This window comes from Wohlfahrtiimonas sp. XWW7 (genome assembly GCF_056716055.1).
Window position 1 is genome coordinate 740871 of record NZ_CP168032.1, and the last position, 17612, is coordinate 758482.

Genomic DNA, 17612 nt, shown 5'->3' on the forward strand with positions numbered 1-17612 from the left:
GAAATATGGATGCTCATGATCGAAAAATTGTGTTGATTACACGACGAACCCAACTGGAGGAGTTGATCATTAAATATCAGACATTGGATCAAGCGAGATTTTATATGGCGCAATTGGGGATGGATATTCATGAGTATGAAGTGGCACATCATAATTATCAAACCACTAAAGCAAACATCATTGGTATGCTTGAAAAATGGGGACGATATCAACTGTTGGATCGCACTTATTTGCCCAATTTTATTTTTGGGGAGAATGATATTGTGATGACATTGGGGCAAGATGGATTGGTGGCCAATGTTTTAAAATATTTAGATGGGCAGCCGCTCATTGGCATTAATCCTGATCCCTCGCAATATGATGGTGTTTTACTGCCATTTTTGAGTGTCGATGTTGATAAAATTCTGCCAGAAGTCGCCGATGGTCATCGTGATTGTGAAAATATCAGTATGGCAAAAGCGAGCTTAAGTGATGGGCAGGAATTATATGCGGTGAATGATCTATTCATTGGGCCAAAAACTCATACATCGGCGCGCTACATTTTGTCGATTGATGGTGAAGAAGAAGCGCAAAGTTCAAGTGGGATCATTGTTTCTACAGGGCTAGGTTCAACAGGTTGGATGAAGAGTATTAAAAGTGGCTCGATGGGCATTGCGAAGGCTTTTGGTTTGACATCAGAGGACAATACTAAGGATATTAGCGATGGTATGCGTTGGGATGTTCCATTATTGCAATTCGCAGTACGAGAGCCATTTCCAAGCAGACATTCATCCGTATCTATTGTTGCAGGTAATATATATCCTTCAGTACACCTTAAAATCACCTCGCAAATGGCAGATTATGGTGTGATATTCAGTGATGGTATTGAAGATGATTTTTTAGAATTTAGAACAGGCGTCACAGCTGAGATTAGCATTGCTGATCGAGTGGGGCGTTTGGTTGTATAACTATTGTTACCAATAGGTGATGCAAGGTTCAGGGATCAAAATAATGAAAGTTTTTATTGGTGGTAATGGCAATTTGTCTTTTGAGGATTTTTGTCATTACTATGCAACAGCATTGAATAAGCTATTAGAAAAGAATTCTGATGCACATTTTTTAGTGTGTGATTTTCGCGGTGTAGATGTATTGGCAATGGAGTATTTAAAATGTAGAACACCAAATGTAATGGTGCATCACATGGGAAGCCGAGCACGATATGTACCTGATCAATTTAGGACTTATGTGAACGAATGGAAATTTATTGGAGGTTACAGCAATAATTGGGAACGTGATCAGGCAACTTTAAAGGATTGCACACATTATCTAGCTTATGATTTTAATTCAGACCAAAGTCGCAAAAGTGGTACACAGAAAAATATAGAAGTTTGTCAAAGAATGGGAAAAATATTTTTACCAGATGAATTAGATAAAAAATAACCCACTAAAAAGTGGGTTATCCAAAGATCTTGTGGATAAGTTTGTGAATTAAATTTTCACAACTAGTCGGCCTTTGATTTCACCATTGATGATCTTATCCGCGCTTTCTATGACATCATCCAATGCGATTTCTGTACGGATATTTGCCAAGGTTGCAGGGTCAATCAGTTCAGCTAATCTGCTCCAAGCTTCTATACGATCAGGTAATGGGCGCATAACGCTATCAACACCACGCAAAGTCACATTGCGGAGAATGAATGGCATGACTGTACCATCGAGATCGAAGCCCTGTGCTAAACCGCAAGCCGCAACACAACCACCATATTCAGTGGAAGCCAATACATTCACAAGCGTATTGCTACCCACAGAATCAATGGCACCAATCCAGCGCATTTTTTGTAGTGGTTTGCCTTTATCAGATAACTCATGGCGATCAATGATCTCTTTTGCACCTAATTGATAAAGGTATTCATGTTCGCTCGCTTTACCAGTTGCGGCGATTACGTGATAACCCAATTTTGTTAAAAGAGAAACTGCAAAACTGCCAACGCCACCCGTTGCACCTGTGACTAAAATTTTGCCTGATTCTGGCGTTAAACCGTGTTTTTCTAATGCAATAATGGATAGCATTGCTGTATAGCCAGCTGTACCAATTGTCATAGCATCTACAGGAGAAATAGATTTAGGTAGATGAATGAGCCATTCAGATTTTAAAGATGCTTTTTCTGCTAATCCACCAGAATGAACTTCACCAACGCCAAAGCCATTTAGTACAACAGTATCACCAATTTTGAAACGATTTGTTTGGCTCTCAGTGACTTTACCCACTAAATCAATGCCTGGCGTTAACGGGAATGTACGAACCACAGGGCTTTTATTAGTGATTGCTAAAGCATCCTTGTAATTCATAGTGGATGCAATGACATCAATTTGAACGTCACCTTCGGGCAGCTGATCTTCATTCAAATTTGTTAATGTTGCTGTGTAATCAGGATTTTTATCAATCAAGATTGCTTTGTAAGTCATATTAACCTCTTGTTTTCATTCCAAGTTGATAAAGGATAGCAATGTTTCTGGATAATGATAACAGGTTATTCCCCGTATCTTTTAATGCTTTTTCTAAAGTTTCGGGGCGCTGTGTCACGGTAAATACAGCATCAATGCCATAATCATGAACATGATAAGCATCGTGTCCAAGTGATCCAGCAATACCAATCACAGGCTTATCAAATTTCTTAGCGATTTTAGCAACACCAATCGGAGTTTTGCCAAAAATCGTTTGGCGGTCAATTTTGCCCTCGCCTGTAATCACAAGATCAGCATCCTTTACTGCATCTGCCAAATTCACAATATCCATGACAATGCTAATACCAGGTTTTAATTGTCCTTTAAGGAATGCTAAGGCTGCAAATCCCATTCCGCCAGCAGCACCTGCGCCATGAGCAAAGCGATGATCCTCATTGAATAGGGCAGTTGTGATATTCGCATAATGATCTAAGGCTGAATCTAATGTTTGTACATTTTCTTCGGTGGCGCCTTTTTGTGGCCCAAAAATTGCAGAAGCACCACGCTCGCCGACCAATGGATTATCCACATCGCATGCAATTTCAAATTCACATTCTTGAATACGCACATCAAAATTACTGAGATCAATGGTATGAAGTTGCTGTAATGCAGCACCGCCCGCGGATAAAGGTTGTTGATTGCGATCGAGAAATTGTGCGCCTAATGCTTGTAGCATACCAGCGCCACCGTCATTGGTTGCACTACCACCAATCGCGAGAATGATCTTTTTGGCACCATGATCCAAAGCATGTCGAATTAACTCACCTGTGCCATAAGTTGTAGTGATCAATGGATCACGTTCATCAGTAGATAATAACGTCAATCCGCTTGCAGTTGCCATTTCAATGATGGCAATAGAATCATTATCCACTAATCCATAATGAGCAGTGACTTTGCGCTGTAGCGGATCATTCACTTCAATGGCTACTAATCGACCATCTTTTGCATCAACAATGGCTTGTAATGTGCCTTCACCACCATCCGCAACAGGGATTTTAGAAAAAGTTGCTTCAGGAAAAACTGATTGAAAACCTTGTTCGATGATATTGGCAATTTCTAATGCGCTTAAGCTCTCTTTGAATGAATCGGGGGCGATAACAATGTGCATACTTAACCTCAGCGAAGAAATGTAATTTCAGTGTAGCTTATTTTATTTGTGTGATTAGTAAAATTCATTAGTCTCTGTTTTGTGGGAAAAATATCATTTTTATAGTAACCTGTGAGTTCATATCTCTTAAATATAACTTGTTATGCGATTTATAAAATTATTAGTATTATTTTGTGCAATTTATCCATCATCCATTAGCTTTGCGAAATCTGTTTGCGAAAAAGATCCAACTTATAATATGGCAGCATTTGCAAATTTTGTTGAAATGACTGAAGGACGAAAGCGTTATATTTTGCATCAAACGGGCGAAGTATCTTTGAATGGTGCAAAGCTAGATTTATCGAAAGCAGAGCAGAACAAAGTTAAAGCATTAGTTGCTTTCATCGTACAGAAATTACCACAGCGAGAAAAAGAGGCGATGACATTGATGGATTCGTTGCATTCTCAATTTGTGAATGTTGTGAAAGCACAATTGGATGGCAATTCTCAGTTGATCACGATGTTGGATAATACGCACACAGATGCAACGCGAACATTGGGTAAAGCGATTAAAACAAAAGGCAATGTGACAGAGTTTTCCGCCAATGATTTCCATAAAATCATTGATCGAGCATCGGGCGATTTTAAATTGGAAATGGCAAAAATTGTGTCAAAAAGTGTATTCACATTCAATATTGGTCGGAACTACAAAGATATAAAATATTTAGGCGATCAAGAATGGAAAAAATTTAAACCTGAAGCCAAAGCCTTTCATAAATCTTTATGTGCAGATTTGGCTTGGATTACCGCAGAGAAAGAGCAGTTGTTTTCTAAGTGATCAATAACAAAATAGCCCATGAAATCATGGGCTATTTGAGTTTTTAGCTTCTACTCTTCATACGATATAAAGAGCGTCTTACTTTTGGTTTGGGTCTGAAATCGACGCGTTTTTCGTATAAAGGTTTATCTGGAATTGATGTGCCTTTAAAGAGTAACGGCGCTAATTCAACCAATGCTCTGTTGTAAACTTTGCGCTTGAAGTATATGACATCTTCAATCGGTTTCCAATATTCCACCCATTTCCAGTGATCAAATTCAGGCGTATCAAAAAATGCTAAATTGATAGCGTCATCATCAGAAGTGAGTTCTAATAGGAACCAAATCTGTTTCTGCCCAATACAACGAGGCGTATTATTTCTACGAATCAGTCGTTGTGGTAAACGGTACCTTAACCAACTTTTAGTTTTTCCTAAAATTTTTACATCATCAGAAGATAATCCTACTTCTTCCTTCAATTCTCGAAACATTGCCTCTTCGGGGGTTTCGCCATCGTCGATGCCGCCCTGAGGAAATTGCCATGAATCTAAATGTCCTATTCTATGACCCCAAAATAGTTTTTTGTCCCGATTACACAAGATGATTCCAACATTCGAGCGATAGCCGTCATTGTCAATCATAATGTAAACCTTGAATAAAATTAATGGCTCTATTGTTCCACAAAGGCTAGTTAAAACCAAGTTTATTTGACAAAATCGCTGCGATATTTTTTGACCCACTGTAATGTACCACCACAAACAGCAGCGGGCATTATCACTAAGTTTACGAAAGGAATCATGGTAAAGATATTAATGAGCGAGCCAAAAACTAAATTATTGAAGCGATCTTGCTTTAATCGTTGTCTCATAATTGGAAAACTGACACGATTATTATCAAATGCATAATCATTATATTGGATGGACATCATCCATGCATTGAATAAAAATAGTAAGATGGGTGCCACAATCGTACCGATTACAGGCACGAGAAAAAGCAGTAAAATGCCGATCAAGCGTGGAATGTAATAGGCTAAATTCTGTAATTCTCTTTGGATGCTTCTTGCAAAATCTTTGGCAAAGGTTGACCATGAATCATCTTCTGCTGTTGTATTGGTGAGCATGCTTTCTAATTTAGCAGATAACATTCCATTAAAAGGCGCTGCGATGATATTGGCCAGCGTTGTGAAGAAATAACCAAAGAAAATTAATACGCTGATGAGAATTAATGGCCATAAAACATAGCTTAGCCAATGAAGCCATGATGGCAGATAACTTAGCGCCCAATTCACCATGTCGCTTGCTTGTGTATAGATATAGAAAAATGCGCCGCCGATGATTAATATATTGATCAAGATTGGCATAAAGATATAACGCTTTAAACCAGGCTCTAGCATGAGTTTCCAGCCTTGGGAGAAATAATATAATCCATTTTGTGGTGCAGGTGTATTCGTTGTATTCATAGTGATTTAAATATAAGCCATTAATGAAAGTATAAAAAAGGGCACAGATTGTTGTGCCCATACGTTTGTTGATCTCATTATAGAATGATTTAGAAATTGTAGTTAATACCAATCGCAAAATTTGACAAGGTCGATCGATCTGTCATTGGGCTATCTTTAACTTCGCTAGGTAAAAACTTAAATTGAGCACCACCAAAGATATGGAGATTCTCTGTCGCGTTCACCACCGTGCCAACACCAATATATGGTGTGAAGCTGCTGCTAGGATTATAAGCTGAAATACCCGTACGATTAGCTTCTGAATGTGAAACGCCATAATAGTAATCATTGTGATCTTTACTTGACCAAATACCACCAATTTTTGGCATCACTTTAAAGTGATCATTGATCTGATGAACCATACCAACGCCAGCATCAATATTAAAACCATCACTTCGACCTAAGATATCTGCATCGATATCTGTGCTGACAAAAACTTGATTGGGAAAATAGTGTTGAAAGCCAACACCTAATTCAATGGTGGATTTACGGCGATCTAAGCCAGTTAATGCACCATGCGAATCACTCGGTTTAAAACTTAATGATTGGTAACGCAAGTGAGCATCAAACTTCGTTGTTGGCGTGTTGAATAGATATAAACCTGCTTTTAAGCCTTTAATGAATAAATTACCATTTTGATATTCAAAATGCGGCACAGGAATCCAGTTAGAGTTATCACCGACGTAAGGTTTTTGTTGATAACCTAAGCCAATGCCCACGCTGTAAGACTCTTGTGCATTTGCATGGATGCCAAATGGCAACATCAAAAAAAGTGATGTAAGGAATGCTTTTTTCATTGGAATTTCCTTATCTATAGAGAATATTAATGCTCAACATTGTAACGGAAGTCGTGTGTTCCTGCTGTTAATTTACACATCTTTGTGTTCGGTTTTAGGTTTAGCTTGATATTTAAAGCAGTCACTCACATGATCATTCACCATGCCCATCGCTTGCATAAAAGCATAAATGGTCACGCTGCCCACAAATTTAAAGCCTAGTTTTTTAAGGTCTTTACTGAGTTGATCCGAAATGTTTGTTGTGACAGGCACATCAGATAATTGCTGAAAGCCATTGATAATAGGTTTATGATCTACATATTGCCAAAGCCAATCAGAAAAGCTGCCATGTTCGGTTTTTAAGGTTAAATAACATTGTGCATTGTGGATGATTGCACGCATTTTTAGTTTATTCTTGATGAGATCGGGATGTTGCATTAGAGCTTCATATTTTGCTTCATCATATTGTGCAATTTTTTCAGCGTCAAAATTATCCAAAGCAGCACGATAAGCATCGCGTTTTCTAAGTACTGTAATCCACGATAAACCTGCTTGTAAGGTTTCTAAAATGAATAATTCAAACAGTGCTTGATCGTCATAGAGTGGCTCGCCCCATTCTTGATCATGATAATCTTGATAGATTTTTTCGTTACCGCACCAGCCACAACGATTGCTCATAATTTTGTCTCAGTTAAAAAGAATTACTTTAAATGAAAAATAAGTTGCTATACAGTGAGAAATAATTAATATATTACATATATGTTTTGTATATTATAATTTTAGACTATGGAGGTTTATGTGAAAAAATTTTGGTATCCATTGATGGCACTAGTATTTGGTTTGATTTTATCAGCTTGTGGCCAGCAAGATTTGGAAAATACAACGGATAAGAAATCATTGAAAGTAGGTTTGCCGCCAAGCGCACACAATATTTTAGTCGAAAAAGTGGTGAAGCCTCAATTGGAAAAACAAGGTTATACAGTTGAGTTATTAAATTTTAATACATTGCGTGATGCGAATGAAGCATTAGTCAGTGGTGGCATTGATTTCCATACCGCGCAACATCAAGCGTATTTGAATGTTTATAATCGTGAAACAAATAATGATTTAGTTTCTCTTGTACATACGCCATCTATTCCCGCGTTTATCTATTCTCTTAAACAGTCTAATTTAGACAATGTGCAGGATAAAGATGGTGTTTTAATTCCGAATGATCCGTCGAATGCTGCGCGTGCTTATGCTTTATTGGCAAAAATTGGTTGGATTGAAGTGAATCCAAAGGCTGAAATTGCAACTTTGACGCAAAGAGATATTACGAATAATCCACACAACTTGGAATTTAAGGAAGTAGATTCTGCATTGATCCCGCGCTTATTGCAAGAAATTGATTATGGCATTATGCCTGGCGGCGTTGCATTGTTAGCGGGCATTGGCTCTGAACATACTTTGGCGCATGAAACATTTCTGCCTGATTTAGAGTTATTAGTAACAGTGAAAAAAGCTGATTTAGAGACAGCTTGGGCAAAAGATGTGAAGAAATCTTTCCAATCAGAAGAGTTAAAAACATTCATTGAAACTGATCCTGAAATCAAAGGGCGTTTCATTTGGCCAGAAGGCTAGCAAATTGTGATTTAAACATAATAAAAAACCGCCTATTGGCGGTTTTTGTAACTCATAAATATTCTAATATTAGATAATAGATTGATGATATTTCTCAGAGCCTAATTCAGCTAACAATTCTTGCTGTGTTTCTAAGTAATCAATATGCTCTTCACTCTCTTCTAGCAAATGCGTTAGTAAGTCGCGAGAAACATAATCTTCTTTTTCTTCACAAACACGAATCGCTTCAACTAAAACTGTGCGTTTGTTATATTCGCAAGTTAAGTCGCTGCTGATCACTTCTGGCACTTCTTCACCAATTAAGATTTTGCCCAAATCTTGTAGATTCGGTAAACCTTCCAATAATAAAATACGTTCGATCAAATCATCTGATTCTTTCATATCTTCAATAGATTTTTTATAGATCGTTTTGCCCAAAGCTTCAAAGCCCCAGTTTTTCAAAATACGACCATGTAAAAAATATTGATTGATAGAAATAAGATACTGACCTAACACTTTGTTCAACTGTTGAATTACAACGCGATCAACTTTCATAAACTTCCTCCTAGCCGTTCAATTGGTCTTGAAGATAGTTTGGTAAAGAAATCGTTTTGATTAAACGTAGCTGAGTTTCTAGCCAATGTGCATGATCTTCTTCAGTGTCTTTTAATTGAACCACTAACATATCACGAGTGACATAATCTTGTTCTTCTTCACACAGTTTGATGCCTTTCTTCAATGCTTCACGTACGCTTAATTCTAAACGTAAGTCACTTTCAAGCATTGCAACGACATCCGCACCAATGTCCAATTTATCAGGAATCATATTGGGTGTTGCTTCTAATAATAGTAAGCGAGAGATGATCAATTGCGCATGTTCTGTTTCATCATCCATTTCGTGGCGAATTCTATCGAATAACTTTTTATAGCCCCACTCTTGATACATCGCTGAGTGGATAAAGTATTGATCACGCGCAGCTAATTCGCCTGCTAATAATACGTTTAAGTAATCGATGACTTTTTGACTTCCTTTCATGATGTTCTCCTTATTTAAAATATTGGCAATACCTAAGGTTCATTATACATTAAATTTATGTAAATACTGACTTTTTATTTTACTAACTTATTGATAACTTTAGTTAAATGTTGCTCTCTAGCATTTAATAATTAAAAGGATATGATAAACAACATATAATGAGAATGAATAGCAATTTGTGTTTATAGTAATAAGCCTTATTATATACACTATAAAGATAAGACAACGATGAATTATAAGAAATAGGGAATCATGATGATTCGCAAAAATATTAACAAAAATTAGATAAACCCATATTTATTCCAATTTTAGTCACATTCTCTATTGAGTTAGAGTAATCATAAATTTCAGGCAAAAAAAAGCCGAAAACTGAATTTCGGCAAAATAACCACCAAAGGAGGATATGGAGGAGAACATCTAGAATTTCTAGATGTCGAGTGACATAATATCAGAATTACTATTTATGTCAATTTTTAATTCATATTATCTATGATAAAAATCACTTTATTTTTTATATGGAGCAATAAATATAAGGTTAAATTACCATAAAAACATTATAACTATTTGATTATAAATAATTTGACGCATTGTTTTTTAAAAATTGACTTCATTTTTGTATTTAGAATGTAGTCAATTTTCTCGTGTTCATTTTTTAATAAAAAATCTATAAAAATAATTATTTTTATTTGAATCAATCAGTTGGATATATTTTTAAGCGCGCGTATTGCTTGTGGGTCACCTTGAGCTGCTGCAATTTCTAATAATTGTCCCGCTTTTTGTGAATTTTGTTCGACGCCTTCGCCTTTGTTATACATAATGGCGAGATTCACAATTGCTTGAGTATGTCCTGCTTTTGCCGCTTCTGTTAATAGTTGAAATGCTTTTGTAGGATTTTTGTGCACACCTTCGCCTTTTAAGTACATTGAACCTAATGTGAATAGAGCATTGGGCTGTTGAAGCTCCGCAGATTTTTTGAGATAAGTGAGGGCTTTGGTTTTATTTTTTTGCGTGCCTTTACCTTCTTGATTCATGAGGTAGAGATAAAAGAATGCTTCAGGATTTTGTTGCCAAGCAGCTTTAGTGAATAGTTGATATGCTTCTTTAAAATTTTTATTTCGTAATTGTATGCGTGCTTGTAGATTTAATGCAGCTGTATCTTTACTTGCTACGGTGTGATTGAGATATTCTTGGAGTTTTGGATGGTTGGGATCATTCTCATAGTAATATGCGGCTAAATTATATTGTGCAGATGTTTCTTGTGATTCAGCTGCTTTTTCGTAATATTTGAGTGCTTTATGCTTATCAGATTTGACGCCAATGCCTTCATCATAGATTACAGCAATAGCATTATCAGCAGATGGAGAACCTTTTTCACTGGCAGCTTCAAAATATTGTAATGCTTTTTTGGTATCACGCGGTGCACCATGTCCTGCCAACGATTCAACACCTTTATGGTAAAGAGATTCTGCTGAGAGAGTTTCGATCTCCTGTGATGGCAAAGAATTACATGCAGTCATTATGATCGACAATGCTAATGTAGAAAAAAGGCGGAGTTTCATAATAATAATCCTAGAAGAGTCTATGATCTTCAATTATAAAGGATGCATGAAAAGAAAAGCCATTCGGGGGAAGAATGGCTTGTACTTTAAGCGAAATTAATATCTCGCATCTTTGGGTTTGTTGCCTTTTGGCCAATCATTAACTTTCCCAGAAAAATCTGGTCTTGGCATATGTGTGAAGTATTCTGAAACATCTACGGCTTCTTGATCTGTCAATGTACCTTGATCGCCTTGCCCCCAAATTCCTGTGGTTTCAACGCCCATTGGCATATTGTATTTAACAAATTGAGCGGCTTTATATGTTCTTGCCATGCCCGCGCCAATGTTGAATGATTCATCGCCCCATAATGGCGGAAAAATGAGATTGCCGCGTTGATCTTTCAATCCTTCGCCATCGTTGCCATGACATAATGCACAGCGTTCTGCATAAATGATCTGTCCATTATCTATATTGGGTATAAGGGATTGATCAATTGGACCAGAATTCACAAGTTTGACCTTCGCACCTTCAGGTTGCGTTTGGCTGAGCCAATCCATATAAGCAATCATCGCCTTCATTTCTCGAGATTCAGGGGCCAATGGTTTACCGTTCATTGATCGCTGGAAACAGCCATTAATTCTACCTTCAATTGTGACTAATTTACCTGCGCGAGGCATAATTTTTGGATATTGATGCGTTGTCGTTAAATAAGGTGCACCAAATTCTGCTTTACCTTCTGCAATGTGGCAGCTATTGCAGTTCATTGTGGCACCGACATTTTCAGGTAGTAATCGTTTTGTGTTATTCAATAGCTCTTTGCCATAAAAAATTTCATCTGCATTAGGTTCTTGTAGGATTGCTAAATCAGATGGCACAACATAATCAGGTAAAGGTTTGCCTTCTTTATCAGTCATAGAAAACTCAGTTGGTTGGGCAGCTGTTAAGGTGTAAGCTAACGCTGTTGTGAGCATGAATGCTATGACACTTAAGGATAAAATAGTACGTTTTTTCATTATTTATCCTCCTTTACTGAGGAAATATTTGGAGCTTTGTTGGCCAAGAAATGGCGAATTTCAGCAACATCTTGTGCTGTGATTTCAGGTGAAACATTGTTCCAAGAATTACGAATGAAGTTAATCACTAGTGCAACCTCATTGTCACTTAAATGATTAAAACTCGGCATAGCGAATGCCATTCTATCTGCTGGTGTATTAGGCATTTTTCCGCCTTCTAATGTCACTTGTATGACGGATTGTGCATTTTGGGCTGTAATTGCTGTATTTTGATTCAAAGCAGGGAAGATGCGTGGAACGCCAGCGCCATCTGCTCTATGGCAAATATTACAGTTTTCCATGTATAAGATGGCACCTGGATCTCTGAATTTGTCTGATAATAATAAATCTGTTGTTGTATCTTTTTGTGTCGCCAATTCTAGAGATTTGTTGGGGGCAGGTGATAATGTTTTTAAATAACTTGCGGTGGCTTTTAGATCTTTTTCTGTCCAATATTGTGAGCTGTGCTCTACAACGTCAGCCATTGCGCCAAATGCAGCAACTTTATCTGTACGACCAGTTTTCAAGAATTCAACGATTTCATCTTCGCTCCAAGTTTTTAAACCTTGACCTTCGCCACGTAAACTTTTCGCTCTCCAACCATCAATTAATGCGCCAGATAAAAATAGATCGCTCTTATCATTAGTCAGGGCTTTTTCTTGGTAAGCAATACCGCGCGGTGTATGACAAGCACCGCAATGTCCTGGTCCTTCAACAAGATAAGCACCGTGATTCTGTAATTCTGTTAACTGAGGATTGCTTTTAAACTCACGCACAGGTGCAAACAGCATCTGCCAATAAGCAACTGGCCAACGCATGCTGATGATCCAAGGAAATGTAGAAGCGGCGTTCTCTTTGTGAATTGCTGGTACAGATTCCATGAAATATGCATACATTGCTGCGATGTCTTCATCTGGCATTAATGTATATGAAGCATAGGGCATTGCAGGGTAAAGGGCTGCACCATCGCGATGAATACCATGCTTAACCGCATTACCAAATTCCTCTAAAGAATAGTGACCAATGCCCGTTGTTTTATCGGGTGTGATATTTGTGGAATAGATTGCACCGAAGGGTGTTTGCATTGCTAAACCACCAGCATATTCATGATCACCTGGTGCTGTGTGACAGGCTGCGCAATCTGATAAGCGTGCAACATATTCACCACGTTGTAATGTTTCTTGTGTCGTTTTGGGTAGTTCAATAAATGTTTTGGTTCGATTTTTTATGATCAGAAAAGAGCCTGCAAATATAACAATAAAGGCGATGATGCCGAATATTGTCAGTTTGATTAAGAGTTTTTTCATATTTCCCCTCGCTTTGTTACCGTTTTTATATCGAAATTATTTTTAGATATAGCGAGTGTCTCATGATACGGATTTTTTAAAGATAGAATTCTTCATTTGTTGGAACAAAATTGATGGTAATCAAGCAAACAAGGGTGATGGGGATTTTTGTTAAGGCAATCGATCATTAATTTTTTAAAAGATCCCGATAAATTTTGATTGACAATATCGATTAAATATAAATAATACTCATACGAGAATAAATATCATTTGATATTAATATTTAATTGCATTTGGGAATTGTTATGTATAATCACCGTCGCACTTTGTTGTTCACAATGCTCACGACAGCATTGTTTGGTTCATCTGTTCACGCTGAAGAAAAGGCATTGAAAGAAGTTGGCACAACTCGCGTGGTTGTCGCAGCTTTGAAAGATGATCGCGTTGCTGAAGAAGCAGCCACAAGCTTATCACAAGTGACGAGCGAAACGATGGATCGCATTGGTGCGACGGATTTAAGAAATGCTCTACGTTATGAAGCTGGTGTGAGTGTGGATATGACATCTTCAGGTCGAATGGATAATGTGCGTATTCGTGGTGTGGGTGAAGATCGCGTGATGATCGCGATTGATGGCGCACAAATCCCTATGGCATTTTCCTTTCCAGGTGGTTATACCAATATTGGGCAAGGTTACTTCGATGTAGATGCGATGAAGTCCATTGACATCATTAAAGGTCCAGTTTCCATGTTGTATGGCAGTAGTGCTTTAGCGGGCGGCATTTTTATGCAGACGAAGGATCCTGAAGATTTTATCCAAGAAGGCAGAAGAACAGGTTTTGAAATTAAAACGGGCTATAATTCTGTGGATCGTGACCAATTGATTACAGGTACAGCTGCGGCAAAAGTGACGGATGAATTATCTGCATTTGTACGTGCATCATTCCGTAAACATTACGAGCGCGAAAATTATTATGGTAAGGCTTACAGTGAATCAGAGTTGGGCGGCGATCGTAAACATCCAAATCCTGCAGAATCTAACATCAGAAATTTATTGGCAAAAGTTGTTTATGAGCCAAATGCTGAGCACAAACTCGCATTGAGTTATGAAATATATAATGGTCGTTCATGGGATAAAGGATTGAGTCAAATTGGTGAGCGAACGATGAATATGTCGATAGCACCGCGTTTTGATGATTACAAATCCAGTATGAAAAATACACGCAAACAATTTAATTTACGCCATGATTTTAATGTTGCAACGCCAATGTTTGATAAAGGTCATTGGATGGCTTATTACCAATCTACAAAGGCGCGCCAAGTTGTTAATGAAGCGAGAAAATCTTTCAACGGCACGATTTCTGATCGTTGGAGACAATCTAATTTCGATAATGACCAATTTGGTTTTTCTACAGAATTTTCTAAGAGCATTATGTTCGGAGACATTTCTCATGAGCTAACCTACGGTGCGAATTATAAACATACGAAAGTTAAAACATTGAGATTGGGTGATACGATCAATCGTACAACAGGACAATCAACAGAATCTCAAACATTCCCGAATAAGAGCTTTCCAGATTCTAAAGTGCAAGAATATGGTCTATTTGTACAAGATCGCATAGGTTTCTTGAATAACACAATCGAAGTGATTGCAGGGCTACGTTACGATCATTACTCTTTGCGTGTGAAGCAAGGGGGTGCATTCATTGAGGCAAATCCTGGAACATTGCCGCCAGCCAGTATCAATAAAGGTCATTTGTCGAAGCGCTTGGCAATCTTATATTATCCAACAGATACACAAACATTGTATGCAAACTATGCTGAAGGTTTTAAAGCACCAGGATTCAGTGCGGTGAATATGGGCTTTTCAAATCTGGCACATGGTTATACCACGATCTCAAATCCTAATTTAAAACCCGAAAAGAGTAAGACTTTTGAGTTAGGTTGGAATTACAACGATGATGTGAATACGGCTTCTGTTGCAGCATTCTATACGCGTTATAGTGATTTCATCGAAGAGATGGCAATGGTGGGCAGAGATCCAAATACGGGCTCAATGATTTTCCAATCCGTTAACTTAGACAAAAGCTATATCTATGGTTTAGAAGCTAAAACAAGTTTGCGTGTAATGGAATTACACAATGGTGATGGAGAATTACGCTTTAATGCAAGCGCAGCTTATGCCAAAGGTAAGGATGATAAAACAAAAGAGCCTATTAATAGTGTAGAGCCATTAACCGTTGTTTTGGGCTTGGGTTATGCATACAGCGATACAGCTTATGTCGGTTTAAATTGGAAATTGGTCGCACCGAAAAAAGAGAAAGATATTTCAAAATCATTGCGTGATCTAGGTGTAACAAAAATGCCAGGTTATGGCACTTTGGATTTAGTGGCTGAATATAAGCCGACAGAGAATGTTCGTGTGAATGCAGGTATCTATAACCTTTTAGACAAAAAACATTGGAATTGGGGAAGTCGCATGGGGCAAACCAGTCAAAGATCCATTGAGCGTGGTACAGAGCCAGGCATTAATGCGGGTATTTCTGTGACGGTAAATTTCTAAGGCTAATGGGCAAAAAATGAAAAAAATGGTTTTATCTGCACTTTTAATGGCAGGGTTAATGAATACTTCGATGGCAGAAGAGCGAGTGATTTCAACTTCTGCATACATTACGCAAATTGTGGAAGCGCTGGGCAAAGCTCAAACATTGGTGGGTGCGGATACAACCAGTCGCTACAATGAGGCTTTAAAAAAACTGCCAGATGTGGGTTATCGCATTGCACTATCGACGGAAGGCATGTTGTCCTTAAAACCTTCATTAATTTTATGGTCATCAGATTCTGGTCCTAAAAATGTTGTTGAACAAGTTAATCATTCTGGTATTCCATCCTTTGTATTGGCTAAGCCAAGTAATTTAGATGAGTTGAAAGGTTTGGTTTTTCAGATGGGCGATATTTTTAATGAACCTGTCAAAAGTGAAGCATTGAATCAATCTTTGGAGACAAAACATAATCTTTTGAAAAAAGCGATTGAGCAACGTGGTGCGCGTAATACGTTATTCATCATGGAAGAGATGGGCGGTGGCGGATCTAAAAGTTTTGCGGGTGGAGAGACAAGTGCAACAGCATTGATAGATTTGTTGGGATTGCATAATCCATTTGCCAGCCAGTTTAAGTCCTATAAATCAGTGAATTTAGAGACGCAGATTCAGCAGGATGCAGAAATTGTTTTGGTTGGTACGCGTAAAGAGTTTGGTGAAAAAAGTGCCCCTGTGACTCGCAAAGATGTGGCAAGCATTGGATGGCCAAAGCAAGTACAGCCAAAATGTGTATTTGAAGTGGATATTAGCCATGTTTTGGTCTACGGCGTTCATTTGTATGATGATGGTTTGACGCTAAGCCATATGATCGATGAGTGCTTAGGGGAACAGTAGTGGGCAGTAAATCTTTATCATTAAGCCTGCTTTTTATGACAGGTTTAATTGTGTTAACCGTGGTTGTTTCTAGTTATTTTGGCGCGTTAACCATTAATTGGCGTGAAATTTTCAATTTTGAGAGTTTAGATAGTTATATCTTTTGGCAGGTTCGCTTGCCAAGAATTCTTGCAGCATTGTTAGTGGGCGGTGCATTCGCCATTTCTGGTGCTGTGATGCAAGGTTTATTTCGCAATCCCTTGGTGGAGCCAGGAATCATTGGTGTATCAAGTGGTGCGGCCTTTTTTGTGGCGTTGACGATTGTTTTGGGTGGTAAGCTATTTCCTGCACTAATAGAATACTTAAACGATTATACGCTACCTGTTGCAGCCTGCATTGGTGGGTGGGCTGTGACAGCTTTTTTATACCATTTCTCAAAGCACAACCACGGTGTTAGCGTGAGCGCAATGTTATTGGTGGGCATTGCGATCAATGCTTTCATCGGGGCGCTTTTGGGATTATTAACTTTCATCGCAAGTGATGAAGAGCTGCGCTCATTGACATTTTGGTCTTTGGGTAGTTTAGGTGGTTTTGATTATACAAAGATTACAATCTTGTTTGTATTGCAGTTAATCATAGTGCCGTTATTCTTACTTAAGATTCGGGCGATGAATGCAATGCTTTTGGGTGAACGTGAAGCAAAACATTTAGGTGTGAATGTAGAGCGATTGAAGAAACAACAAATCTGGGGTGTTGCAATCTTAACAGGCAGCGCGGTTGCATTCTCTGGTGGGATTGGTTTTGTGGGCTTGGTGATTCCCCATTTAGTGCGCATGTTTTTTGGTTCAGATCATCGCTATGTTTTGCCATTGTCATTTATGTCGGGTGGTTTGTTGCTCCTGTTTGCAGATAGCTTATCAAGAACTTTAGCTGCACCAGCAGAAGTGCCAATCGGTATTTTCACAGCCTTCATTGGTGCGCCATTCTTAGGTTGCTTGGTTTATCGCCAATCAGGTATGCGCTAGGGG

At 38.2% G+C, this 17612-nt stretch carries 18 protein-coding genes; 7 read left to right on the forward strand and 11 right to left on the reverse strand.

The features are described from left to right. Positions 1 to 5 precede the first annotated feature (5 nt). Both ACA100_RS03555 and ACA100_RS03560 read left to right on the forward strand, forming a co-directional pair. The gene (locus ACA100_RS03555; protein ID WP_481078624.1) at positions 6 to 947 is read left to right on the forward strand and encodes a diacylglycerol kinase catalytic domain-containing protein; all 942 of its coding nucleotides are present in this window, start codon (positions 6 to 8) and stop codon (positions 945 to 947) included. A gap of 43 nt (positions 948 to 990) precedes the next feature. Beyond that, entirely contained in the window at positions 991 to 1419 is a 429-nt protein-coding gene (locus ACA100_RS03560) for a hypothetical protein (RefSeq protein ID WP_481078625.1), read from the forward strand. A gap of 48 nt (positions 1420 to 1467) precedes the next feature. Here the strand turns inward: ACA100_RS03560 and acuI are convergent, their stop codons facing one another. Both acuI and ACA100_RS03570 read right to left on the reverse strand, forming a co-directional pair. Beyond that, complete coding sequence (gene acuI / locus ACA100_RS03565) at positions 1468 to 2445, reverse strand: acrylyl-CoA reductase (NADPH) (RefSeq protein ID WP_481078626.1); 978 nt, start codon at positions 2443 to 2445, stop codon at positions 1468 to 1470. A 1-nt stretch (position 2446) separates the two neighbouring features. Continuing rightward, positions 2447 to 3592 carry a glycerate kinase gene (locus ACA100_RS03570; protein WP_481078627.1) on the reverse strand — a complete coding sequence of 382 codons (1146 nt, stop codon included), beginning with the start codon at positions 3590 to 3592 and terminating at the stop codon, positions 2447 to 2449. A 142-nt stretch (positions 3593 to 3734) separates the two neighbouring features. Between ACA100_RS03570 and ACA100_RS03575 the strand changes: the two genes are divergently transcribed. Further along, the gene (locus ACA100_RS03575) at positions 3735 to 4409 is read left to right on the forward strand and encodes a DUF2884 family protein (protein WP_481078628.1); all 675 of its coding nucleotides are present in this window, start codon (positions 3735 to 3737) and stop codon (positions 4407 to 4409) included. Positions 4410 to 4452: 43 nt separating this feature from the next. On the opposite strand, the gene ACA100_RS03580 is transcribed toward ACA100_RS03575, so the two are convergent. From ACA100_RS03580 to ACA100_RS03595, 4 genes are all read right to left on the reverse strand, one after another. Continuing rightward, positions 4453 to 5028: an RNA pyrophosphohydrolase gene (locus tag ACA100_RS03580; RefSeq protein ID WP_481078629.1), complete on the reverse strand. Its 576-nt coding sequence runs from the start codon at positions 5026 to 5028 to the stop codon at positions 4453 to 4455. A gap of 62 nt (positions 5029 to 5090) precedes the next feature. Continuing rightward, entirely contained in the window at positions 5091 to 5846 is a 756-nt protein-coding gene (gene cysZ, locus ACA100_RS03585; RefSeq protein ID WP_481078630.1) for a sulfate transporter CysZ, read from the reverse strand. A gap of 89 nt (positions 5847 to 5935) precedes the next feature. Beyond that, on the reverse strand, positions 5936 to 6682 hold the full coding sequence (locus tag ACA100_RS03590; protein ID WP_481078631.1) for a MipA/OmpV family protein: 747 nt from the start codon (positions 6680 to 6682) through the stop codon (positions 5936 to 5938). Between the two features lie 72 nt (positions 6683 to 6754). Further along, entirely contained in the window at positions 6755 to 7339 is a 585-nt protein-coding gene (locus tag ACA100_RS03595) for a DNA-3-methyladenine glycosylase I (RefSeq protein ID WP_481078632.1), read from the reverse strand. A gap of 120 nt (positions 7340 to 7459) precedes the next feature. On the opposite strand from ACA100_RS03595, the gene ACA100_RS03600 reads away from it, so the two are divergent. Then, on the forward strand, positions 7460 to 8281 hold the full coding sequence (locus tag ACA100_RS03600) for a MetQ/NlpA family ABC transporter substrate-binding protein (RefSeq protein WP_481078633.1): 822 nt from the start codon (positions 7460 to 7462) through the stop codon (positions 8279 to 8281). Between the two features lie 69 nt (positions 8282 to 8350). Here ACA100_RS03600 and bfr (ACA100_RS03605) read toward each other — a convergent pair whose 3' ends face one another. The 5 genes from bfr (ACA100_RS03605) to ACA100_RS03625 all read right to left on the reverse strand — a co-directional run bounded on the left by bfr (ACA100_RS03605) (position 8351) and on the right by ACA100_RS03625 (position 13194). Next, the gene (bfr, locus tag ACA100_RS03605; RefSeq protein ID WP_481078634.1) at positions 8351 to 8815 is read right to left on the reverse strand and encodes a bacterioferritin; all 465 of its coding nucleotides are present in this window, start codon (positions 8813 to 8815) and stop codon (positions 8351 to 8353) included. 10 nt (positions 8816 to 8825) lie between these two features. Then, positions 8826 to 9296 (reverse strand): bacterioferritin, encoded by a 471-nt coding sequence (gene bfr / locus ACA100_RS03610; protein WP_481078635.1) that lies wholly within the window; start codon positions 9294 to 9296, stop codon positions 8826 to 8828. 695 nt (positions 9297 to 9991) lie between these two features. Further along, positions 9992 to 10855, reverse strand: a complete 864-nt coding sequence (locus ACA100_RS03615; RefSeq protein ID WP_481078636.1) for a tetratricopeptide repeat protein — start codon at positions 10853 to 10855, stop codon at positions 9992 to 9994. Positions 10856 to 10951: 96 nt separating this feature from the next. Continuing rightward, complete coding sequence (locus ACA100_RS03620) at positions 10952 to 11848, reverse strand: c-type cytochrome (protein ID WP_481078637.1); 897 nt, start codon at positions 11846 to 11848, stop codon at positions 10952 to 10954. Then, positions 11848 to 13194 carry a c-type cytochrome gene (locus ACA100_RS03625; protein ID WP_481078638.1) on the reverse strand — a complete coding sequence of 449 codons (1347 nt, stop codon included), beginning with the start codon at positions 13192 to 13194 and terminating at the stop codon, positions 11848 to 11850. Before ACA100_RS03625 ends, ACA100_RS03620 begins: the two co-directional genes overlap by 1 nt. A gap of 284 nt (positions 13195 to 13478) precedes the next feature. Here ACA100_RS03625 and ACA100_RS03630 point away from each other — a divergent pair, with 284 nt between their 5' ends. Genes ACA100_RS03630 through ACA100_RS03640 form a run of 3 tightly spaced genes read left to right on the forward strand, consistent with a single transcriptional unit; the run spans position 13479 to position 17609 of the window. Next, on the forward strand, positions 13479 to 15734 hold the full coding sequence (locus ACA100_RS03630) for a TonB-dependent hemoglobin/transferrin/lactoferrin family receptor (protein WP_481078639.1): 2256 nt from the start codon (positions 13479 to 13481) through the stop codon (positions 15732 to 15734). A gap of 16 nt (positions 15735 to 15750) precedes the next feature. Next, positions 15751 to 16605 (forward strand): heme/hemin ABC transporter substrate-binding protein, encoded by an 855-nt coding sequence (locus ACA100_RS03635; protein ID WP_481078640.1) that lies wholly within the window; start codon positions 15751 to 15753, stop codon positions 16603 to 16605. Next, positions 16605 to 17609: a FecCD family ABC transporter permease gene (locus tag ACA100_RS03640; protein WP_481078641.1), complete on the forward strand. Its 1005-nt coding sequence runs from the start codon at positions 16605 to 16607 to the stop codon at positions 17607 to 17609. Before ACA100_RS03635 ends, ACA100_RS03640 begins: the two co-directional genes overlap by 1 nt. The last annotated feature ends 3 nt before the right edge of the window (positions 17610 to 17612 follow it).